This window comes from Aeromonas taiwanensis, from assembly GCF_000820165.1.
Classification (GTDB): Bacteria; Pseudomonadota; Gammaproteobacteria; order Enterobacterales; family Aeromonadaceae; genus Aeromonas; species Aeromonas taiwanensis.
In genome coordinates this window covers 1-22,176 of sequence record NZ_CDDD01000054.1, presented here as the reverse complement: position 1 = coordinate 22,176, position 22,176 = coordinate 1, and the positions used below count along the sequence as shown (strand labels likewise).

Below are 22,176 nucleotides of genomic sequence, written 5' to 3'. Positions count from 1 at the left end.
GGGGGCTGCTGCGGCAACAGGCCGGCGAGATGGTGCTGGCACTATGGGGGGGCGCATCATGGCTTAGCCCTTGGGCGGATACCACTTGTCGAGCAGCTCGGAGGAGCGCTGCAGCTCCTGCTGCCAGGTATCCTTCTCCACCACGGTCGGCTTGAGCATGATCACCAGCTCCACCTTGCGGTTGCTCTCGCGGCGGTTGGTGAAGGCCTCACCGACCCAGGGAATGTCCCCGAGCAGGGGCACCTTGCTGACGATCTCCTGCTTGTCGGTCTTCATCAGGCCGCCGATGACCACGATGTCGCCGTTGTTGGCCTGCACCACCGTATCCGACTCGCGGATGGAGCTCTTGGCGAGCGGCAGCACCAGGGGATCGGTGGTGCCGACGTTGATGGTCTTGCTCTGCTCCTCGGTATCGATGACGGAGGGGTGGATGTGCAGCAGCACCCGGCCCTGCTCGTCGATCTGCGGCGTCACGTCCAGGGCGATGCCCGAGAAGAAGGGGGTCAGCTCCACGTTCGGGGTGACGATGGGTGCCGAATTGCCCGAGGTGGTGGTGGTGGTCGAGGCGTTGGTGACGAAGTACTCGTCCGTCCCCACCTTGATCACCGCTTTCTGGTTGTTGGTGGCGGTGACGCGCGGGCTCGACAGGGTGTTCACGTCCCCCTGGGTCTTGAGCAGGCTGACCGCCACATTGAAGTTGCCGTCGGAGATGGTGAAGCCGGCACCGCCCCCCAGCGCCCGGAAGATCTGGTTGGGGGTCGAGGCGATCGGGCTGTCGAGCAGGGAGCCGCCCCCCGTGATGCCCTTGCCGCCGTCCCAGCTCGCGGAAAGACCGCTCCAGTCCACCCCCTGTTCGTAACCCTCGTTGAGGGAGACTTCCAGGATCCGTGCCTCCAGCACCACCTGGCGCTTGAGGTGTTCGCCGGACTGCTCCAGGAAATCGCGCACCGCCTTGAGCTCCTTCGGATAGGCGCGCACCGTGACCAGACCCGCCTGGGGGCTGGTGATGACGGCTCTCCCCTCGCCGCTGCCGATCAGGGTCTGCAGGGCATCCCGCAGATCGGTCCAGTAGTCGTTGTTGCTGTCCGTCTCGATCCGGGTGCCGTTACTGTTGCCGTTACCGTTGTTGCCGTTGTCGAAGCTGTTGCTGTTGTTGTTGTTGTTGCTGCCGCTGTTGTTCAGGCCGTTGTCGAAGTTGTTGTTATTGCCGTTGTCATTGTTGTCGTTGGCCGTCACCCCGCCGGTGCTCACCGAGGTGCGGGAGAGGCCGCGTCTGGCCATCATCAGGTAGTTGACCGGGATGGTCTCGGTGCGCAGACCCGCCGGATAGACGTGGAAGACGTTGCCCTTGCGCTGCACGTCGAAGCCGTACATGTCCCCCACCGTGGCCAGCGCCTCCTGCAGGGTCACGTCTTTCAATTCCACCGAGATGACGCCCGCCACCCCGGGGTGGACGGCGACGCTGTAGCGGGAGCCCTTGAACAGGGAGCCGAAAAATTCCACCGCATCCACGTCGTGGGCCGCGATGCGCATCCGCTTCTCGGGCACGCTCAAGGGCTGCTGGGGACGGTTGAGCTGCAGCAGTTCGCTCTGCACCGAAGGAGGCAGGGTGGTCAGCGGGGCGGTCGGGGTCTGCTCGCTCATGGCCTGCTTGATCGCATCCTTGGCCTGTACCGGCTCGGGATGACGATAGGTAGTGCAACCCGCCACCGCCAGTGCGAGGGGAAGCAGACAAAAATGGTGTTTTTTCATGTTATTCGTGCACCTGACTCGCAATGAAACTCGACACATCTGGCCCGCAGCATCCCGCGCGGCAACCACTTCACATCCGGATCTTGCTGCCAAACAGGGTCAGTGTCTGGCGCTTGCCCGCCTTCTCCAGCACCACGCTGTCGGCGCTGATGCCCACCAGCCGGAACCCGTGGACCTGCTGGCCCACCCGGTAGCTCTGGCCGTTCAGCACCGCCAGGGCAGGCCCGTTGCCCAGGATGACGCTCTGCAGACGGGGCAGGCCGGCCTCCCTGGTCGCGTTCGCCGCCGGCACCGAACCGGCCAGGGGGGTGGTGGGATCCTGCAACACCTCGGCCTGGGCCAGCGATCCCAGCAGGCAGCCCCACAGGGCCAGCCAGCGGCAGGACGAGAGCGCGAGGACGCGGGATCCCGTCCCGCCGATACGCCACTTAACCACGGATAAACTCCTTGCTGGTGCTGAGGGTGTAGATCTCCATCTCCACCACCGCCCTGGGGTGCTCGACCACCCTGTAGTCGAAGCCCTTCCAGTAGAAGTGGCGAGGCAGGGCCTCCAGCGCCTTGAGGTACTGGTAGACGTCGAAATAGCCCCCCTCCAGCTGAAGCCGGATCCCGTGCCGGAACAGGTTGGCCTTCTGCTGCCCGGCCATCAGCGGCTCGGGTTTGAGGGTGGTCAGCGCCAGCATATGCAGGTTGGCGGAGCGAGACAACAGGGCCTCCAGCACCGCCGGCATCTCCCGGGCCGGGATCAGATCCACCGTCTGGGCCTGCAGCCTGGCATCCAGCTGGGCCAGGGAGGCCTCCACACTGGCCAGCTGCTCACGGGCGCGGGCGTTGGGATCCCGCCCCAGCCGGGCCTGCTTGCCCTGGTTCTCCAGGGTCAGGATCTCCAGATCCCGCTCGGCGGCGGTCAACGCCTGCCGTGTCTGGTTCAGGCGGATATCGGCAGCATCCAGCCAGCCATAGACGCCGGCGGCGCCCAGCAGGATCACCCCGGTCAGCAGGATCAGGACCCGCTCCCGCAGGCTGAGGGCGGCGACCCGCGTCGCCCATGCCTGCCACTGTGCCTTCATCTCCATCAAGGGGTCTCCCGCGCTATGCCGCTGAGCTGGAAGGCCAGCTGGCCCTGCTTGTCCCGGCTCAGGGTGAGCTCGCCAAACTCCTTGCCCGCCAGGGAGGGCGTCTGCTTGAAGCGGTTCACCCAGGCGGGCACATCCTGGCTGCGTTCGGCCACCCCGGAGAGGTTGATCCGCCCCTCGCTTATCTCTATCCGCTGCAGGGAGAGACGGGCATCCCGCAGGCGGGCCAGATCCGCCATCACGCCAGCGTACCCCCGGGACTTTTGCAGGGAGAGGTCGCCGAGCTGCTGCATCAGCGCCTGCTTGGCCCCCAGTTCTTCCCGCTTGTCGGCCAGTTGCTGCTGCAACCTGGCGTCCGCCTGGTGGCGTGCCAGCTCGCCGTCGAGGCGTGCCGCCTCGCCGCGCTGCACGTCGAGCTGCGCCCGCAGTCGGGCCAGATCGCGATCGACGCCCCGCTGTTGCCAGCCATAGGCCAGGGTGACCGCGGCCAGCACCAGCAGAACGCCCCCCCAGACCAGGCTCATCTGGGGGAGGCTGGCCCACAGGCGTCTTGGCCGGAATTCGGCCCCATAGAGGTTGATATGATGCTTCATCGCTCGCTCCTGCCCAGGGCCGCGCCATAGGCGCAGAGGTATTCAACCCCCGCGAGGACCGCCTTGTTGGCCATGGCGGAGACCGGGAAGCCGAAGGCCTGCTCCAGGTGGCGGACCAGCAGCCCGATGGCGGAAGAGGCGATGGCGAGTTGCAGCTGGCCCGGCTCCGGCAGCTTGAGGTGGCCGGCCAGGTAGTCGATGGAGCGCTGGAGCTCCAGCGCCAGCCCGTCGAGCTGTTCGATGTCGGGCTCACGGGGGCCGGTGAGGGCGGCAAAGCCGCGCAACTGGCGGGAGAAGCAGAGCCCGCCCCGGTGGAAGACCAGCAGTTGCAGCTCCTGCCCCCTGGGTTGCCAGAGCAGCATGCGCACCGTCTGATCCTCCTCGTAGAGGGCCGTCATGGCCAGCTCGTCGCTGACGATGGCGTCCAGGGTGGCCACGCCGTTGACCGCGTCCGCCACCAGCTGGATCCGGCTCTTCGGCACGCAGATCACGTTGATCCTCGGGCTGCCCGCGGGGGGAGTCGGCAGATCCACGTAATCCATGGCGAGCTGCAGCACAGGCTCGTTGACGAAGTCCTTCACGGCCCAGGGCAGGGCCCCCGCCATCTCGGCATCGGGCACGGCGGGCTTGTCGATCTGGATCTGCTGATAAAGGCTGGCCCCGAGGGCCACCCGCACCTTAGACTTGGCCAGACCGTGCTGGGCGAACAGCTCCGTCGTGGCCCTGGCCCATTCGTGAGGACCATTGACGGCGCGACTGGTGAACACGGGCGCGGATCCCGGGCAGGCCAGCAGGATGCGATCGCTGGCCAGCAGGAGTCCGACCTGGTGGCTGGGAGGCGAGCGTCTGAACAATGATTTCATCTGGACCTGCACCTGGCGGTATGAAACGGATTAAACCTTAACATAAACAGGCGATTAGCCTCCAACTTTATGACAGACGATGCCTTGAAGGACGAGGGGGCGCCCTCCGGATGCAATCCGATTGACCCCCTGCAACTTCCCTCCCCCCTGCACCGGATCCACCACCCGCTGCTGACGGCCCATGGGGTCACGCTCTGGTGCAAACGGGACGATCTCATTCACCCGAGCATGTCCGGCAACAAGTGGCGCAAGCTCAAGTACCATCTGCAGCAAGCCCGGGCACAGGGCAAGACCCACATACTGTCGTTTGGCGGTGCCTACTCCAATCACATCCACGCCCTGGCGGCAGCAGGGTGCAGATTGGGGCTGCGCACAACAGGCATCATACGCGGCGAAGCCGCCAGCGTCAGCAACGCGACCCTGAGCGCCGCCAGAGGCTGGGGAATGGATCTCGTTTTTGTCGATCGCCAGAGCTACCGGCGCCGCCAGGATCCCGCCTGGCTGGCCCAGTTCGAGGATGCCGACACCCTGATAGTCCCGGAAGGGGGGAGCAGCCCGCTGGCCCTCCCCGGGGTGGCCGAACTGGTGGACGAGCTGCCCTTCTCGCCGGATCTCTGGGTGTTGCCCTGCGCCAGCGGCGGCACCCTGGCAGGGCTCATCGCGGGCAAGCGTGAACGGGAGCGGATCCTGGCCATCGCCGTGATCAAGGGGGGAACCCAGCTGCGTGACGAGGTGTGCCGGCTCCATCCCGGGGCGGCCACCACGGAGGGTTGGCGCATCGCCCTGGAGCACCACGACGGCGGTTACGCCAGGTTCAGCCCGGCGCTCTGGCAGTGGGTGCAGGCGTTCAGCGCCGAGACCGGCCTGCCGCTCGAACCCATCTACAGCGGCAAGGCGATGTGGGGACTGTTTCGGGAGCTGGAGGCTGGCCGCATCCCCCGCGGCAGCGAGGTGGTCTTCCTCCATACCGGCGGCCTGCAAGGGCTGGCGGGGCTGCGGGAACAGGGACGCCTGTAGTCGCCCTCCCTGTTGTCGCCCCGCCTGGCGGTCAGCCGGGCGGTCAGCCGGGCGGTCAGCCGGGCGGTCAGCCGGGCGGTCAGCCGGGCATGGTGAAGGGGGTGGGCTCGGCGAACCAGGGCCCCTGCCCCGCGTGCACCCCGAGGTGGCGCAGCATCTTCCACTCGTCGCCGCTCTCCACCCCCACTGCTATCACCCGGGTCTGGGTGTTCGCGCAGCCCCCCACCAGGCTGCGTACCGCCATCTGGTTGACCTGACGCAGGTGGATCTCCCGCACCAGGCTGGGATGCAGCTTGAGGAAGTGGATCTCGAACTCCTTGATGTACTGGGTGCTCACCACGTCCTGGCCCGCGTGATCGATGGCCAGCCTGCAACCCAGCATGCGCAGCGCCCGCAGCGGTCGCTTGAGCGCCTCGTAGTGGCGGGTCACCTGGGATTCCGACAACTGCAGGATCAGCCCCTCGTTGGTGCTGCGCGGCAGCTGGAACAGCTCGAAGAAGAGCTCGCGCTGGAACTCCCGGTTGAGCAGGTTCTGGGCGCTGAGGGAGAGGCTGACGGGGCAGCTCGACGCCGGCCGCTGGCGCAGCAGGCGCAGGGTGCTGGCGATCACCAGCCGGTCCAGCGGCAGCAGGAGCCCGGCCTTCTCCGCCATGGGCATGAAGACCCCCGCCTGCAACTCCCGCCCCTGCTCGTCGTGGATGCGGATCAGCAGCTCCTGCTGCAGCACCACCTGATCCCGCTCCTGCTGCACCGGCTGCAGGTAGAAGGAGATCCCCTGCTCCTCGATACGCCGGGAGATCAGGGTGCGCCAGCGCACCGTCCCCTTGTTGCTCGCCTCCTCGTTGAGGGACTTCTCGAACAGGAACCAGCCGCTGTGCCCCTGCAGGCGCGCGCTCTTGAGCGCCAGCTCGGCCTCCTCCTGCACCTTGAGCAGGGAATCGTCCGCCTGATAGCAGACGGCCCCCAGATAGACGGCCGTCTCCACATTGACCGACTCCGGCCAGTGCAGACGCTGCAGGCTCTTGAGCAACTGGCTGGCGCCGTCCACCATCTCGCTCTCGGACATGTTGGGCAGCAACACCGCAAAGACCTGGCCGGCATAGCGGGCCTGCAGGGCGCCGCTGTGCTTGCGCACGAAGGTACCGATAGAGGCGCTCGCCTCCATCAGCAGCTCCTGGCTCGGGCGGCTGCTGAGCTCGGGATCCAGCTCCTCCAGACCGGCCAGCTCGATCAGTAAGACACCGCCGCTGATCACGCTCGCCTCCATGATGGCGCTTTCCAGCCGGTTGTCGAAGAAGAGGCGGTTGCCGATGCCCGTCGTCTTGTCGACGAAGGCGTTGCTGCGGATGAAGTTGTCGAACCGGCTGCGCTCCTTTCGGGCGTCCGCCAGCTCGGCCAGCAGGTAGTCGAGGGCCTGGCTGGCAGGAGCCGGCCACTCCTCGGCGGGATCATGGGCCAGCTTGGTGAGCTTGCCGTCCAGGATCAGCTGGGCGCGATCCGCCAGCAGCTCGGCGCCGCGCAGCTGCTGGCGCAACCAGCGGATGGAGTACCAGAGCCCGAACACCACGATGAAGACCCCGAAGGAGATGCCGAACATGGCCCGCATGGAGTACTCGAACTCCTTGAACGGCCTGTCCAGCTTGAACTCGGCCCGCATGCCGGCCTGGTTGGGGATCGCCTTGCTGTAGGGGATCAGCAGGCTCTCGTCCGTCTGCTGCTGCACGTCGCGAAACCAGTAGACCCGCTGCTTGTCCTGGCGGATCTCCAGCTCGACCACGTGGGAGGCGCGCAACAGGGAGGGCAGCCAGCGGGCCAGGGCCTGCTGGTCGTCGGTCACCCCGAGCTGCTTGTCGATGATTTCCACCAGGGAGTCGACCCGGTTCTGCTGCAGCTCCATCCCCATCTGGCGGAAACTGAAGACCCCCCCCAGCATCACCATGGCCATGGCCGAGATCACGCACAGGGTAATAAAGGAGACGAGTTGAGTGGTCAGTTTCATGTGCCTTTCCGTAGCCGACAGCATCCATTGACCCTCATGGTATCAGCCTTGGCCAAAAGGCGCCTATGGATGAAGATCCCGCTTCTGCAAATAAGCGATGGCAGGCGTCAGACCGCGGCACCACGGCGCGAGGGAAAAATGGGGAACGGGAGCGAAATCAGGAAGAAAGGAGGTGACAAACGGGCAGAAAAATGGTCCCACTATGGGGACCAAAAGAAACACTCATATCAAAACTAACACTCTGTGCTACTGACAAAAATAGATACAGGAGTATTGAACACACGGTGAGTCAAACCGCACTGCTACTCTAGCCATTTCAGATAAGCTGGACAATTGTCATTTATGACAGGTCAGCGATTGAATCTTCACCGCTCGCTTTGTCATATTGGTTGTTTATCAAGGAATTAGCATTTTTGTTCCAAGTGTGACCGATTCGACTCAAATCGATGTAGCTAATGTTATGCTGGTTGAGCCTCAATCGAGTGACCTTGTTTCATGGAAGAAGGGTTTCCCTATGTCGACACGCTCTCCGTTATGGATTTCTTTGGGGCTGTTCTGTGCCCCCCTCCTCCTGATGCTGCTTCTCAGCCCTCTGCTGACCGACTGGCTGGCTCGCCACCTACTCGAGTCGAAGGGAATGGAGCTGGCGGAGTTCCAGAAGGAACGCACCCGGATACTGGATCATCATGTGCCCCTCCAGCTGGATCGCTTCGTCTTTGACTGCGGCCCCAAGGACATGGCCCTGCTGAGAGAACCGGAATATTACAACCGCCATATCCGCCTGGCCGGCCTGCAACTGGCCAATGGGACGGGCTGCTCGACCCTGGGGCTGGCAGTCCCCCTGCTGTCCGGTGCGGCTATGCCTACCGACCCGGGTCTCCACTTCACCAGTACAGTCCCCATGTTCGACACCGAGCGGGAGACCCTGGTCTATGGGAAGCGCGACAATAATCTGGCCTTCTGGGTGCTCGACAGCAGCTGGAGCCATGAGTTGCTGCGCACTCCATGCGACGACTGCTTCTACCTCGAATTCAACCACAAGGATCCGGCCCGGGCCGGGCTCTACTTCCCTCGGGGCAACAAGCACATACGGGAAGAGGCAAACGCCATCCGCGTGACCAGCATGGACGAGCTCCATCGGGTGGAGCAAGACCTGTGGGCGGGCAAGGCGCTGCACGACTATGCGAGAAGCCAGGTTCGCCATGACGGCCTCTGGTTCGGCGGAGCCCTGGGGCTGCTGCTGGTCGCCGCCTACTGGGGGCTTCGCAACTACCGGCGCTCCCTCAAGGGCCTGCTGCAGGCCGGGCTGGCACGCAAGGAGTTCATCCCCTTCTACCAGCCCGTGGTGGACAGCCGTACCCGGCAGGTGGTGGGGTTCGAGGCCCTGCTACGCTGGCAGCGGGGGGGCGGCCTGGTCCCCCCAGGAGCCTTCATCGGTTATGCGGAGGAACAGGGGCTGATCCTGCCCATGACCAGCCAGCTGCTGGAGAAAGTGATCGCCGATCTGCCCAAGCTCGCCGACGGACAGTGGGTCAGCGTCAACATAGTGGCCACCCACCTCGAACACCCCCACCTGCGCGAGCTGTTGCAGCAGAACGACTGGCCCTCCCCCATCAGGCTGACCTTCGAGCTCACGGAACGTGAGCCCATCAAGGATATAAAGACCGCCATGGGAGAGATCACCACGCTGCAGGAGAAGGGGTATCACATCAAGCTGGACGATTTTGGCACCGGCTATGGCGGCTTTGCCTACCTGCAGCGCCTCGGCATCCGCCAGATCAAGATCGACAAGATGTTCGTCGACACCATAGGCACGGACGATCTCAAGCGCAGTGTGCTGGACGCCATCATCGCCTTCGGCCGCAAGTCGGGCATGGAGATGATCGCCGAAGGGGTCGAGACCCAGGCCCAGGTCGACTATCTGAGCGAGCATGGCGTGTATCTCATCCAGGGTTATGTCTATGCCAAACCCATGTCCCTCAGCCAGTTGAAGATCTGGCAGATGGCCTGGAGTCAGAGCCGCACGAGCACCTGATGGCGGCGCCGGATCCGGGTGACGGGTCCGGCGCTCTCGCGATTTGTAACAAAATGATTTTCCCCTGAACGGACAACAGCCTTTATCATCTGCGGGTGCGTCACACCGGTGACGACGCCAAGTCGCTCCATACCCTGTCGGCCACCGCCGCCCCGAGATGAGAACCACTGCCTATGAAGTCATTTATCCGCCAAGAGATTGCCCTGCCCGCCGGCCTGCTGACCCTGCTCTTCTTCAAGACGCTCGGCAGCGAGCTGCTGACGGAGGCAACCCCCCTTGCGGTCTACCTGCCAGTGTCGCTGCTCCTGCTGGCCGTCGTCACCTGGGCCATCTTCTCCGTCGTCCGTCACTCCGATGCCCTTGCCATCAAGCTCGGCGAACCTTTCGGCACCCTGATCCTCACCCTGTCGGTCATCTCCCTGGAGGTGGTGATGATCTCCTCCGTCATGCTGACCGGCGAGCCCAACCCCACCATGGCCCGTGACACCATGTTTGCGGTGGTGATGCTGGTGACCAACGGCCTGGTGGGCTTCACCCTGTTGTTCGGCGGCTGGCGCTACCACACCCAGAATTTCAATCTGGACGGGGTCAAATCCTATCTGGTGGCCATCATTCCCCTGGCCCTGCTCTGCCTGGTGCTGCCGAACTTCACCCAGGGGGGCACCCAGGGCGGCCTGTCCGGCGCCATGTCCTGGATGCTGATCATCATCTCGCTGCTGCTCTACGGCGTCTTCCTGCTGATCCAGACTCGCAGCCACAGCCACTTCTTCGTCGACAGCGACCACGAGGATCACGAGGAGCACCACGGCCCCCTGCAGAGCAACGTCTATCACACCCTGCTGCTGCTGGCCTACCTGGTGGTGGTGATCCTGCTGGCCAAGACGCTGGCCATCCCCATCAATCACGGTGTCCATGTGATGGAGGCCCCGGCGGCCCTGGGTGGCTTCATCGTCGCCTGTATCGTGCTGGCGCCGGAGGCGGTCGGCGCCATCAAGGCGGCCTTCAACAACCAGCTGCAGCGCGCCATGAACCTCTACTTCGGCTCCGTGCTGGCCACCATCGCCCTCACCGTTCCCTCGGTGCTCTTCATCGGCTCCCTGGTGGGCCACGACGTGCGCCTCGGCCTATCCCCGGCCGACATGGTACTGCTCGTCACCACCCTCATGGTGTGCAAGGTGACCTTCAGCAGTGGCCGCACTCACGCCCTGCACGGCGCCACCCACCTGGTGCTCTTCGTGGTCTACCTGTTCCTGATGTTCGAGCACGGATAACGGCTCCCGATGGCCAAGCACAGGACCCAGAAATAAAAAGACCGCCCCATGGGCGGTCTTTTTTTTATGGTTTGCTCAGGCTTCGATTCAGAGGCTGGGCAGGGTCCCGGCCGGGATCAGGTCGTTGTAGCTGGCACGGCCCAGCAGGGCGGCGGCCGCCTCGATGTCCGGTGCGAAATACCTGTCCTTGTCGTAGAAGCTGACCTCTTCACGCAGACGGCCCTTGGCCAGTTCCACCAGCTCGGTGGAACGCAGCGGCGCGCGGAAATCCAGGCCCTGGGCAGCAGCCAGCAGCTCGACCGCCAGGATGCCGCGGGTGTTCTCCGCCATGTCCGCCAGACGGCGACCGGCGAAGGTGGCCATGGAGACGTGGTCTTCCTGGTTAGCGGAGGTGGGCAGGCTGTCCACCGAGGCCGGGTGGGCCAGGGTCTTGTTCTCGGAGGCGAGTGCCGCCGAGGTGACCTGGGCGATCATGAAGCCGGAGTTCACGCCGCCATTGTTGACCAGGAAGGCCGGCAGACCGGACATGCGGGAGTCGATAAGCAGCGCCATGCGACGCTCTGACAGGGAGCCAATCTCGGCGATGGCCAGCGCCAGGTTGTCGGCGGCAAAGGCCACCGGCTCGGCGTGGAAGTTGCCGCCGGAGATGATCTCCTCGTCGTCGGCAAACACCAGGGGGTTGTCGGAGACCGCGTTGGCCTCGCACACCAGCACCTCGGCGGCCTGACGGATCTGGGTCAGACAGGCGCCCATCACCTGCGGCTGGCAGCGCAGGGAGTAGGGATCCTGCACCTTCTCGCAGTTGTGGTGGGACATGCCGATCTCGCTGCCATCCACCAGCAGGTGGCGGTAGCAGGCGGCCGCGTCGATCTGGCCACGCTGGCCGCGCACCTCGTGAATGCGGGCATCGAAGGGACGGCGGCTGCCGAGGGCCGCCTCCACGCTCATGGCCCCGATGGTGATGGCACCGGCGTAGAGGTCTTCGGCGTGGAACAGCCCTTCCAGCGCGAAGGCGGTGCTCGCCTGGGTGCCGTTGAGCAGGGCCAGCCCCTCTTTCGGCGCCAGGGAGATGGCCTCCAGGCCTGCAATCTTCAGGGCAGTGGCGGCGTCGATCAGCTCACCCTTGTGGCGCGCCTTGCCTTCCCCGATGAGCAGGCAGCTCATGTGGGCTAGGGGCGCCAGGTCGCCGGAGGCGCCGACGGAGCCCTTCTTCGGCACCACGGGATAGACCTCGGCGTTGATGAGGCGCATCAGGGCCTCCAGCACCACCAGGCGGATGCCGGAGAAGCCGCGGGCCAGGGAGTTCAGTTTCAGCACCATCATCAGGCGCACGGTGGCGTCATCCATGTACTCGCCGATGCCGGCGGCATGGGAGAGCACGATGGAGCGCTGCAGCTCGTCCAGCTGCTCCACCGGAATGCGGGTGTTGGCCAGGAGGCCAAAGCCGGTGTTGATGCCGTACACCACGCGATTCTGCTCGATCACCTTGGTGACCACGGCGGCGGAGGCGTGGATCCCCGGCAGGGCGGACGGATCCAGGCTGACGTGTACCGGCTCGCGGCTGACGCGGCGCAGGGTGTTGAGGCAGAGCTTGCCCGGTTGCAGATTGAGTTCAAACATCTTATTTCACCGCCTTTTCATTCAACCCTTGGCCGGCTGCATGCAGCATCGGCAGATCCAGTTTCGCCTCGTGGGCGCAGTTGATGGCAATCTCGTAGCCGGCATCCGCATGACGCATCACGCCGGTGGCCGGGTCGTTGCGCAGCACGCGGCCGACCCGCTTGGCGGCATCGTCGCTGCCGTCACAGACGATCACCACGCCGGAGTGCTGGGAGAAGCCCATGCCGACACCGCCACCGTGGTGCAGGGAGACCCAGGTCGCGCCGCCTGCGGTGTTGAGCAGGGCGTTGAGCAGCGGCCAGTCGGAGACGGCATCGGAGCCATCCATCATGGATTCGGTTTCACGGTTCGGGCTCGCCACCGAACCGGAGTCCAGGTGGTCGCGACCGATGACGACCGGCGCCTTCAGCTCGCCGTTCTTGACCATCTCGTTGAAGGCCAGACCGAGGCGCACCCGATCCTTGACCCCGACCCAGCAGATACGCGCCGGCAGGCCCTGGAAGGCGATGCGCTCACGGGCCATGTCGAGCCAGTTGTGCAGGTGGGGATCGTCCGGGATCAGCTCTTTGACCTTCTGGTCGGTCTTGTAGATGTCTTCCGGATCGCCGGAGAGCGCGACCCAGCGGAACGGACCTATCCCTTCGCAGAACAGCGGACGGATGTAGGCCGGGACGAAGCCGGGGAAGTCGAAGGCATTCTTGACACCCTCTTCCAGCGCCATCTGGCGGATGTTATTCCCATAATCGAGCGTGGCAGCGCCGCGGGCCTGCAGGGTCAGCATGGCTTCAACCTGACGGGCCATGGAGCGGCGGGCGGCGACATTCACCTCTTCCGGCGCGCTCTTCTGCAGATCGCGCCACTGGGCCACGCTCCAGCCCTGGGGCAGGTAGCCGTGTACCGGGTCATGGGCGGAGGTCTGGTCGGTCACCACGTCCGGGGTGATGCCGCGGGCCACCAGCTCGGCGAAGACGTCGGCGGCGTTGCCGAGCAGGCCGACAGAGACGGCGGTGCCGCTCTGCTTGGCTTCCTCGACCATGGCCAGCGCCTCATCCAGGCTGTAGGCCTTCTTGTCGACGTAGCGGGTCTTGAGGCGGAAGTCGATGCGGGTCTCGTCACACTCCACGGCGATCATGGAGAAGCCGGCCATGGTGGCGGCCAGGGGCTGGGCGCCGCCCATGCCGCCGAGGCCCCCGGTCAGGATCCAGCGGCCCTTGGGCTCGCCGTTGAAGTGCTGGTTGGCCACGGCGAAGAAGGTCTCGTAGGTGCCCTGGACGATGCCCTGGGTACCGATGTAGATCCAGGAGCCGGCGGTCATCTGGCCGTACATCATCAGGCCCTTCTTATCGAGCTCGTTGAAGTGCTCCCAGTTGGCCCAGTGCGGCACCAGGTTGGAGTTGGCAATCAGCACGCGCGGCGCGTCCTTGTGGGTCTGGAACACGCCGACCGGCTTGCCGGATTGCACCAGCAGGGTCTGATCATCCTCGAGACGGGTCAGTACCTCGACGATCTTGTCGTAGCACTCCCAGTTGCGGGCGGCGCGACCGATACCGCCGTACACCACCAGGGACTGGGGATGCTCGGCCACTTCCGGATCCAGGTTGTTCATCAGCATCCGCAGGGGCGCCTCGGTGAGCCAGCTCTTGGCAGTCAGCTGGGTACCGTGGGGAGCACGGATGATCCGGCTCGGATCGTGGCGGGGATCCTGGTGTTGTACAGACATAGACACTCCTTGTTTATCGATACGGTCAGGCGGCGCGGTGCGCCGCTACTTGGTCAACTGGTGAACCAGGCGCGCAACCACGCGGGCGCTGCGGTTGTCCTGATCCAGGTTCGGGTTGTACTCGGCCAGATCGGCGAGCCTGAGCTTGCCGCTGGCCCGGATATGGGCGATCAGGGGTTCGATGACGGCCAGCTCCACGCCGCGGGCGGCGGGGGCGCTCACCCCCGGCATCACGGCGGCGGGCAGCACGTCCAGATCGATGGTCAGATAGAGGTGGTCACAGCGGGCAATGAAGGCATCCAGCCCCGCCAGCAGCACCGGCAGATCGGCCTGGGTCATGGCGTCATCCAGCATGTGCCACACCCCCAGCGCCTCGGCGCGGGCAAACAGCGCGGCGGTGTTGGCGGTCTCGGCCACCCCGAGGCAGGCGTAATGGAACGCCGTGCCCTGGGCCGCGCACTGTTCGGCGATCTGGTAGAAGGGGGTACCGGAACTCGCCTGCTCCTGCTTCATGCGCAGATCGAAGTGAGCGTCGAAGTTGATGATTCCGACCTTGCCACGGCCAGCGTTCTGTTGCAGAAGGTGGCGGTTGAGGCCGCTCCAGCTGCCGAAAGCCACCTCGTGGCCGCCCCCCAGCACCAGCGGGAACTGGCCCTGTTCGAGGGCAGCGGCGACCCGCTCGGCCAGCCGGCCGTGGGCGGCATCGAGATCCCCGTCCTCGCAGCGCACGTCGCCGCCGTCATAGACGGGCTGGTCCAGGTGCCAGGCGCTGTTGGCGAGCAGCTTGCGCACCGCCAGCGGTGCACCGGCGGCGCCGACACGCCCCTTGTTGCGGCGCACCCCTTCGTCACAGGCGAAGCCGAGCAGTACCACGCCGGGTTCACCCCGTCCCTGCCAGGGTTGCACCTTGTCGTGCCAGCGCAGGGCCAGGGCGCCGTCTTCCGGATCCTGGCGCCCCTGCCAGACCGACATGTCGACCGGGTTGATCTTATCCATGGAGCGTCTCCTCGCCGTTGAGTACCCGGCTCACCAGCTGATCGACGCCGATGAGATAGCTGAGTTCGGCCGGATGGCCGCAATTCCAGATGAGAAAATCGGCCTGCATGCCCACTCTCAGCTGCCCCAGGCGCTCCTGCTCGCCGAGCGCCTTGGCGGCGTGGCGGGTCACCCCGGCCATGGCCTCCACCGGGGTCAGGCCGAACAGGGTGCAGGCCATGTTCATGGCCATCCGCAGGGAGACGATGGGGGCCGTGCCCGGGTTGATGTCGGAGGAGACCGCCATGGGCACACCGGCGCGGCGCAGGGCTTCCACCGGCGGCAGCTTGGTCTCTTTCAGGAAGTAGAAGGCGGTGGGCAGCAGGGTGGCGACCACCCCGCGATGGGCCAGCGCCTGGATGCCGTCCTGATCCAGATATTCCAGATGGTCCACCGAGAGGGCGCCGAAGTTGGCGGCCAGCGTGCTGCCTCCCAGGTTGGAGAGCTGATCCATGTGCCCCTTCACCGCGAGATCGTACTGGGCCGCCGCCAGATAGACCTGTTCGGTCTGGGCCAGGGAGAAGCCGATGTGCTCGCAGAAGACGTCTACCGCATCGGCCAGCCCTTCTTCGGCCGCTGCCGGGATGATCTCCTGGCAGATGGTCTCGACCCAGGAGTCGGGATCGTCCCGATACTCCGGCGGCACCGCATGGGCCGCCAGCAGGGTGGTCCTGACCCGGATGGGCAGGGCGTCGCCCAGACGGCGGGCGACCCGCAGCATCTTGAGCTCGTCCGCCAGAGTCAGCCCGTAGCCGGACTTGATCTCCACCGTGGTGACCCCTTCCCGGATCAGGGACTTGATCCGCGGCAGGGCCAGCTCGTAGAGCTGATCCTCGCTGGCCGCGCGGGTGGCCCTCACCGTGGAGAGGATGCCACCCCCCTTGCGGGCGATCTCGGCATAGGGCACGCCTTTCTGGCGCTGCTCGAATTCCTCGGCGCGGCTGCCCGCGAAGATGAGGTGGGTATGGCAGTCGATGAGGCCGGGGGTCACCAGCCTGCCCTTCATATCGCGCCAGTGGGCGGGATAGGGCCCCTTGAGATCCTGCATGGGGACCATGGCGTGGATCCGCCCCTCTTTCACGCCGAGGGCGTGGGGCTCCAGCAGACCGTAGTCCGCCAGATCGGAGCGCAGGGTGGCGGGTGTCACGTTGAGCCAGACCCGCTCGCAGTTCAACAGTTCCTTGTTCATACCGACCTCTAAATGTATATACAATAATTTATAGCCGATCTCTGACGAGAAAGAAAGGATCAAATTCACATCCTGATAACAGCGGCTTCATTAGAGTTTAAACACAAAAAAGCCCACCGAGGGGTGGGCTTTAAAATGCTTGAGTTGTATATACAATTATGCGAGGCGCGTCTTGGAGCTCAGCTTGTAGCGGGAGCCCGGCGAGAGCAGCCTGGCATAGGAGACCAGGTAGCCATCCGACCAAGTGCGCCGGTGCAGCAGCAGGCAGGGGGTATCGACCCGTACCTGCAGCAATCCAGCTTCCCCCGCGCTCGGCAGCACGGCCTCCACCACGTGTTCCATCTCGGAGAGGGGGCAGACTTCCATCAGATAGCTGTTCGGCGTCTGCTGGGTGAAGTCCTGCTCGCCGTAGTCCGGCAGGCGCTCCGCATCGACGAAGCGCTCTTCCAGCTGCAGCGGCTCCCCGTCGGCCTGGTGGACGATGAGGCTGTGAAAGGTGGGCGCACCCACCCGCAGGCCCAGACGCACCGCTACCTTCTCGTCGGCGGCCTGGCGTTGCAGGCGGATCACGCGTGCACTGTACTGGCTGCCCCGCTCGGCGATCTCGTCGGCGATGTTGCGTATGGCCAGCAGCGGCGACTCGGTGCGCCTGTCGGCCACAAAGCTGCCGGATCCGGCGGTGCGCACCAGCCAGCCCTCGGCCACCAGTTCACGCAGCGCCTTGTTGACCGTCATCCGGCTCACGGCAAACTGCTCGCACAGGGCGGCTTCGGTCGGGATCCTGTCTCCCGCCTGGTAGTGGCGTTCGCGGATCCCGTCCAGGATGTGCTGCTTTATCTGCAGATAGAGTGCGGGGGCCACCTAGGCGCCTCAGCGACGGCGGTGGGGCGGACGCATGTCCGGCCAGGCGCGGTAGACGTCCGGGATCTGGTCCGGACCGCTGATGCAGAGGTCGAGATCGTGCAGCAGGCCGTCCTTGATGCCATAGATCCAGCCGTGCACCGCCAGCTCCTGACCCTTGCGCCAGGCATTCTGGATGATGGTGGTGTGGCAGACGTTGGCTACCTGCTCGGCCACGTTCAGCTCGCACAGGTAGTCGAAGCGCTCGTGCTCGTCTTCGATGGCCTCAAGCTCTTCGCCGTACTTGAAGTAGACGTCCTTGATGTTGCGCAGCCAGTTGTCGATGAGACCCAGCTCCTGGTTCTGCATCGCCGCCTTGACGCCGCCGCAGCCATAGTGGCCGCAGACGATGATGTGCTTCACCTTGAGCACTTCCACCGCGTATTGCAGCACGGAGAGGCAGTTGAAATCGGTGTGCACCACCAGGTTGGCAACGTTGCGGTGGACGAAGACATCCCCCGGCAGCAGCCCCATCAGCTGGTTGGCGGGCACCCGGCTGTCGGAGCAGCCGATCCAGAGATACTCGGGGGCCTGCTGGGCGGACAGGGTAGCGAAGAAATTGGGATCCTCGGCCTTGATCCGTTCCGCCCACTCGCGGTTATTGGTAAACAGGTCGTTCAACAGTTTCACTTCTGCTCTCCCTACTGTGGCAGTGGCGGCAACATACCATACACAAGGGTAACCAAGGCAAGGCCGACCAGCTCCCCGTGAAACAAAAACAGGGCCATCAGGCCCTGCTTAATCTCGGCGGAAGCCCTCAGGCATCCATCGCATCTTTCAGCTTCTTCAGCGCGTTTTTCTCGAGCTGGCGGACCCGCTCCGCGGAGACGCCGTAGTTGTCGGCCAGCTCCTGCAGGGTGGTCTTGCTCTCTTCATCCAGCCAGCGGGCACGGATGATGTGCTGGCTGCGCTCGTCCAGAGTGGCCATGGCCGCACTCAGACGACGGGTGGCATGGCTGTCCCAGTTGTCGTTCTCGATGGTGGCGGCGAGATCGGAAGACTTGTCTTCCAGATAGTGCACAGGTGCGAAGCCACCCTCGTCTTCATCGTCACCGACCAGATCGAAGGCCTGATCGTAATTGCTCATGCGCGCTTCCATCTCGGTGACGTCGGCGGCGGAGACCCCGAGGTCGGCGGCCACGGCCTGCACCTCTTCGTGGTTCAGCCAGCCCAGACGCTTCTTGGACTTGCGCAGGTTGAAGAACAGCTTGCGCTGGGCCTTGGTGGTCGCCACCTTGACCATACGCCAGTTGCGCAGCACGTATTCGTGGATCTCGGCCTTGATCCAGTGCACGGCGAAGGAGACCAGCCGCACCCCGACACTCGGGTCGAAGCGCTTGACCGCCTTCATCAGGCCGATGTTGCCTTCCTGCACCAGATCGGCCTGAGGCAGGCCATAGCCGGAGTAGCTCTTGGCCACGTGAACGACAAAACGCAGATGTGACATGACCAGCTGGCGGGCAGCCTCGAGATCACCATCCTGCTGCAAACGCATCGCCAGTTCGCGCTCTTCCTCTGCGCTCAGCACAGGGATCGAGTTGACGGCCTGGATATAGCCTTCCAGACTACCTTGCGGAATCAGAGCCATAGTGCGCTGCAATGAAGTTCCCATGTTCTACCTCTTACTTTTCAATCGAATCAGTCTAACACCCTGAGAAGACGTGTCTACCGACCAGGTATCATTCTGCGGGCTGCATCATACATAACCCCAGCATGAACCCGGCCTATCTTAGGCTGACGGCATGAATCATAAATGAACAATCAAAAAAAAGGGGTCACAGTGAAGGACCCCCGAAAAGTAGCATGCTAAGTCCATTGTTGCGGAGCTCGCAACCTTCACATGCTTGCCAAGTCAGACGAGCAAGGCATAGGGGCCATACCCGTATAAATTTGTCGAACTAGTAGACCGCTAACAAATTGGAAGGTTCCCAAGACTCGGAGAAGCGCCTGATGATTCAGGTACAATTCAGATTACCCCGAGAAAGTGGGCCTTGCCAGAAACGGGCCACTCTTTTACTTGATCCAGTTCTCAAAATCCAGTGCTTTACACTGCTGGTAAATTCATCAGGAAGGTTCGATGTCGCGAATATGCCTGTGGACCGAAAACCAGGAGGCGATCAACCCCAGCAAGGCCCCGAGCAGTATGAGGTTGAAGCCGTCAAACGCCCCCATTCCCACCAGCCGGAAGTTGCTGTTGTAAAGTCCCGCCAGCTCCTTCACCACCCCCTCGCTCCAGATCACCATCACCTCGGTCAGCCACCAGGCCAGCATGCCGCCGATGACACCGAACCAGATGCCGGTATAGAGGAAGGGACGATGAATGAAGGCATCGGTCGCCCCCACCAGCTTGAGCACTTCAATCTCGGAGCGCTGGTTCAGGATATTCAGGCGCAAGGTGTTACCGACGATCAAGAGCACGGCGGAGAGCAGCAGCACGGCGATCCCCGTGATGGTGTGGCGCAGCAGGTTCATGATCCCCTGCAGCCGCGTCAGCCACTGCAGATCCAGCTTGCCCTGCTCGATGCCGGGTTCGTTCTCCAGCTTGGCGAGCAGCTCGGCCGCCCCTTCCGGGTTCTGCCAGCGCGGATCCGGGATCACGCTCAGCACCGGCGGCAGCGGGTTGCTGTCGAGGTAATCGAGGGCATCGCCGAAACCGGAGATCTCGCGAAACTCCTTGAGCGCCTCGTCCCGGTTCATGTAGGTAACGGACTCCACCTCGGGGTAGAGCAGGATCCGCTGCTTCATGTCGAGGATGCTCTGCTCCGGCAGATCCTTGCGCAGATAGAGGGAAATCTGGGAGCTGGTCTGCCAGCTCCCCTCCACTACCTCGGCGTTCTTCAGCAGCACGTGGAAACAGGAAGGCAGCGCCAGACTCACCCCCAGCACGGCCAGGGTCATCAGGGAGGCGAGCGGATTGCGCCACAGCTCTCCCAGGCTGGCAAAGGCCTGACGCACGTGGTCCACGCCATACATCATCAAACGACGCAACGGCGGCTGTTTATGACGAACAATAGCCATCAGAGCTCCTCCCCGGACGAGTACATGCGCCCCGCCTTGAGGGTCAGGGTGCGGTAGCGCATGCGGGCGATCAGCCCCAGATCATGGGTGGCGATCAGCACGGAGACGCCGAAGCGGTTGAACTCCTCGAACAGGCGCATGATGTCCATGGAGAGCTGGGGATCCAGGTTGCCGGTCGGCTCATCCGCCAGCAAGAGCGGCGGCTTGTTGACGATGGCGCGAGCGATGCCGACCCGCTGCTGCTCCCCGCCGGAGAGCATGCGCGGCTGGTAGCGCTCCTTGCCGAGCAGGCCCACCTTGTCGAGCGCCGCCGCCACCCGCTTGTTGATGTCGGCGTGGCTGTAGCCGTCGATGACCAGGGGCAGAGCCACGTTGTCGAACACGGTGCGGTCCATCAACAGGCGGTGATCCTGGAAGATCATGCCGATCTGGCGGCGTACATAGGGGATCTGGCTGCGCTGGATGTGGCTGACGTCATCGCCGTGGAAGAAGACGCGGCCGTCGGTCGGGCGCTCCATCACGCTGATGAGCTTGAGCAGGGTGCTCTTGCCCGCCCCCGAGTGGCCGGTCAGGAAGGCCATCTCCCCCTTACGCAGGTGAAAACTGACCTTCTGCAGCGCCTGGTGGCCGCCGCTGTATACCTTGCTGACCTTGTCAAAACGAATCATAACGGTTCCCTGACAGTGACAAACCCCGATCGGGATCGAGGGGGATCATACCCTGAGAGTGACAAGCCCCGACCTGAGTCGGGGCTGGGACACTGGCTCATCGCGGCTGAGCTGGCGCATCGCGGCCAGACTCATTCATCGCGACTGAACAACGCCTCGATAAAGTCGTTGGCCACGAAGGGACGCAGATCGTCGATCCCCTCGCCCACCCCGATGTAGCGGATCGGGATCTGGAACTTGTCGGCCACCGCGAAGATGACGCCCCCCTTGGCGGTCCCATCCAGCTTGGTGAGGGTGATGCCGGTCAGGCCCACCGCCTCGCTGAACAGCTTGGCCTGGCTCAGGGCGTTCTGGCCGGTGCCCGCATCCAGGGTCAGCATGATCTCGTGCGGCGCTTCCTCGTCGAGCTTCTTCATCACCCGCACCACCTTCTTGAGCTCCTCCATCAGGTTGCTCTTGTTCTGCAGGCGGCCGGCGGTGTCGGCGATCAGCACGTCGGCGCCGCGTGAGCGGGCAGCCTCGATGGCATCAAAGATGACGGAGGCGGAGTCGGCGCCGGTGTGCTGGGCGATCACCGGAATGTTGTTGCGCTGACCCCACACCTGCAGCTGCTCGACGGCGGCGGCGCGGAAGGTGTCGCCGGCGGCCAGCATCACGCTCTTGCCCTCGGCCTGGAACTGTTTGGCCAGCTTGCCGATGGTGGTGGTCTTGCCGACGCCGTTCACACCGACCATCAGGATCACATAGGGCTTCTTGCTGGTGTCGATGACCAGGGGCTGCTCCACCTTGGCCAGCATGGCACCCATGTCCTGCTTGAGCAGGCCGTAGAGCGCCTCGGCGTCCTTGAGTTGCTTGCGATCCGCGTGCTGCACCAGACCCTCGATGATGCGGCTGGTGGTATCCACGCCGAGATCCGCGGTCAGCAGCTGGGTCTCCAGCTCCTCGAACAGATCGTCATCGATCTTCTTGCCACGGAACAGGCCGAAGAAACCGGAACCGATGTTCTCCTTGGTGCGTACCAGGCTGCGCTTGAGACGGGCAAAGAAGCCCTCCCGCTGCGGCTTGTCCTGGGTGTCGTCCTCCACGGCGGCGGCCAGCGGCAGGGCAGCCAGGGCGGCGGCCTCCGCCTCCATCTCGGCTACCAGGCGCAGATCTTCCGCGCGCTGGGCCTCTTTAGCGAGACGGGCTTCCTCGGCTGCCTGAGCTTCGGCAGCAATACGCGCCTCTTCCGCAGCCTGGGCCTCGGCGGCAACACGAGCCTCTTCCGCGGCGCGAGCCTCGGCGGCAAGGCGGGCCTCTTCCGCGGCGCGGGCTTCGGCGGCAATACGGGCTTCTTCCGCGGCACGGGCTTCGGCGGCAATGCGGGCCTCTTCCGCGGCACGGGCTTCGGCGGCAAGACGGGCTTCTTCCGCGGCACGGG

Annotated in this window: 19 protein-coding genes; 3 read left to right on the top strand and 16 right to left on the bottom strand. The window is 64.3% G+C overall.

All coding sequences use genetic code 11. The annotated features are described in order from the left end of the window. Positions 1–63: 63 nt before the first annotated feature. The 5 genes from mshL to BN1136_RS09060 form a co-directional block, all read right to left on the bottom strand. Entirely contained in the window at positions 64–1,752 is a 1,689-nt protein-coding gene (mshL, locus tag BN1136_RS09080) for a pilus (MSHA type) biogenesis protein MshL (RefSeq protein ID WP_043756864.1), read from the bottom strand. 70 nt (positions 1,753–1,822) lie between these two features. Then, a complete protein-coding gene (locus BN1136_RS09075) occupies positions 1,823–2,188 on the bottom strand; it encodes an MSHA biogenesis protein MshK (RefSeq protein ID WP_407921449.1) in 366 nt (121 codons plus the stop codon). Beyond that, positions 2,181–2,828, bottom strand: coding sequence for a type 4a pilus biogenesis protein PilO (pilO, locus tag BN1136_RS09070; protein ID WP_043756863.1), 648 nt, complete (start codon positions 2,826–2,828; stop codon positions 2,181–2,183). Before pilO ends, BN1136_RS09075 begins: the two co-directional genes overlap by 8 nt. Continuing rightward, positions 2,828–3,421 carry a PilN domain-containing protein gene (locus BN1136_RS09065; RefSeq protein WP_043756860.1) on the bottom strand — a complete coding sequence of 198 codons (594 nt, stop codon included), beginning with the start codon at positions 3,419–3,421 and terminating at the stop codon, positions 2,828–2,830. Before BN1136_RS09065 ends, pilO begins: the two co-directional genes overlap by 1 nt. After that, positions 3,418–4,284: a hypothetical protein gene (locus tag BN1136_RS09060; protein WP_043756857.1), complete on the bottom strand. Its 867-nt coding sequence runs from the start codon at positions 4,282–4,284 to the stop codon at positions 3,418–3,420. The genes BN1136_RS09065 and BN1136_RS09060 overlap by 4 nt, the downstream gene beginning before the upstream one ends. A gap of 69 nt (positions 4,285–4,353) precedes the next feature. On the opposite strand from BN1136_RS09060, the gene BN1136_RS09055 reads away from it, so the two are divergent. Continuing rightward, positions 4,354–5,301, top strand: coding sequence for a 1-aminocyclopropane-1-carboxylate deaminase/D-cysteine desulfhydrase (locus BN1136_RS09055; protein ID WP_043756854.1), 948 nt, complete (start codon positions 4,354–4,356; stop codon positions 5,299–5,301). Positions 5,302–5,380: 79 nt separating this feature from the next. Here BN1136_RS09055 and BN1136_RS09050 read toward each other — a convergent pair whose 3' ends face one another. Then, positions 5,381–7,300: an EAL domain-containing protein gene (locus tag BN1136_RS09050; protein ID WP_043756851.1), complete on the bottom strand. Its 1,920-nt coding sequence runs from the start codon at positions 7,298–7,300 to the stop codon at positions 5,381–5,383. A 514-nt stretch (positions 7,301–7,814) separates the two neighbouring features. Between BN1136_RS09050 and BN1136_RS09045 the strand changes: the two genes are divergently transcribed. Together BN1136_RS09045 and BN1136_RS09040 are read left to right on the top strand one after the other, a co-directional pair. Continuing rightward, on the top strand, positions 7,815–9,335 hold the full coding sequence (locus tag BN1136_RS09045; protein WP_043756848.1) for an EAL domain-containing protein: 1,521 nt from the start codon (positions 7,815–7,817) through the stop codon (positions 9,333–9,335). A gap of 173 nt (positions 9,336–9,508) precedes the next feature. After that, positions 9,509–10,606 (top strand): calcium:cation antiporter, encoded by a 1,098-nt coding sequence (locus BN1136_RS09040; RefSeq protein WP_043756842.1) that lies wholly within the window; start codon positions 9,509–9,511, stop codon positions 10,604–10,606. Positions 10,607–10,693: 87 nt separating this feature from the next. Here BN1136_RS09040 and hutH read toward each other — a convergent pair whose 3' ends face one another. The 10 genes from hutH to ftsY form a co-directional block, all read right to left on the bottom strand. Continuing rightward, entirely contained in the window at positions 10,694–12,226 is a 1,533-nt protein-coding gene (gene hutH, locus BN1136_RS09035) for a histidine ammonia-lyase (RefSeq protein ID WP_043756839.1), read from the bottom strand. Position 12,227: 1 nt separating this feature from the next. Then, the gene (gene hutU, locus BN1136_RS09030) at positions 12,228–13,946 is read right to left on the bottom strand and encodes a urocanate hydratase (protein WP_043756837.1); all 1,719 of its coding nucleotides are present in this window, start codon (positions 13,944–13,946) and stop codon (positions 12,228–12,230) included. A gap of 45 nt (positions 13,947–13,991) precedes the next feature. Continuing rightward, positions 13,992–14,942 (bottom strand): formimidoylglutamase, encoded by a 951-nt coding sequence (hutG, locus tag BN1136_RS09025; RefSeq protein WP_043756835.1) that lies wholly within the window; start codon positions 14,940–14,942, stop codon positions 13,992–13,994. After that, positions 14,935–16,170, bottom strand: coding sequence for an imidazolonepropionase (hutI, locus tag BN1136_RS09020; RefSeq protein WP_043756833.1), 1,236 nt, complete (start codon positions 16,168–16,170; stop codon positions 14,935–14,937). Before hutI ends, hutG begins: the two co-directional genes overlap by 8 nt. Positions 16,171–16,326: 156 nt before the next feature. Further along, positions 16,327–17,031, bottom strand: coding sequence for a histidine utilization repressor (gene hutC, locus BN1136_RS09015; protein WP_043756830.1), 705 nt, complete (start codon positions 17,029–17,031; stop codon positions 16,327–16,329). A 9-nt stretch (positions 17,032–17,040) separates the two neighbouring features. Then, entirely contained in the window at positions 17,041–17,700 is a 660-nt protein-coding gene (gene can / locus BN1136_RS09010) for a carbonate dehydratase (protein WP_042076162.1), read from the bottom strand. 127 nt (positions 17,701–17,827) lie between these two features. Further along, positions 17,828–18,682: an RNA polymerase sigma factor RpoH gene (gene rpoH, locus BN1136_RS09005; protein WP_043756826.1), complete on the bottom strand. Its 855-nt coding sequence runs from the start codon at positions 18,680–18,682 to the stop codon at positions 17,828–17,830. Between the two features lie 452 nt (positions 18,683–19,134). Further along, positions 19,135–20,088, bottom strand: coding sequence for a permease-like cell division protein FtsX (gene ftsX / locus BN1136_RS09000; RefSeq protein ID WP_005323432.1), 954 nt, complete (start codon positions 20,086–20,088; stop codon positions 19,135–19,137). Further along, positions 20,088–20,756: a cell division ATP-binding protein FtsE gene (gene ftsE, locus BN1136_RS08995; RefSeq protein ID WP_042076158.1), complete on the bottom strand. Its 669-nt coding sequence runs from the start codon at positions 20,754–20,756 to the stop codon at positions 20,088–20,090. Before ftsE ends, ftsX begins: the two co-directional genes overlap by 1 nt. 131 nt (positions 20,757–20,887) lie before the next feature. Then, the coding region (gene ftsY, locus BN1136_RS08990) for a signal recognition particle-docking protein FtsY (RefSeq protein WP_043808400.1) at positions 20,888–22,176 on the bottom strand (1,289 nt) is incomplete at its 5' end.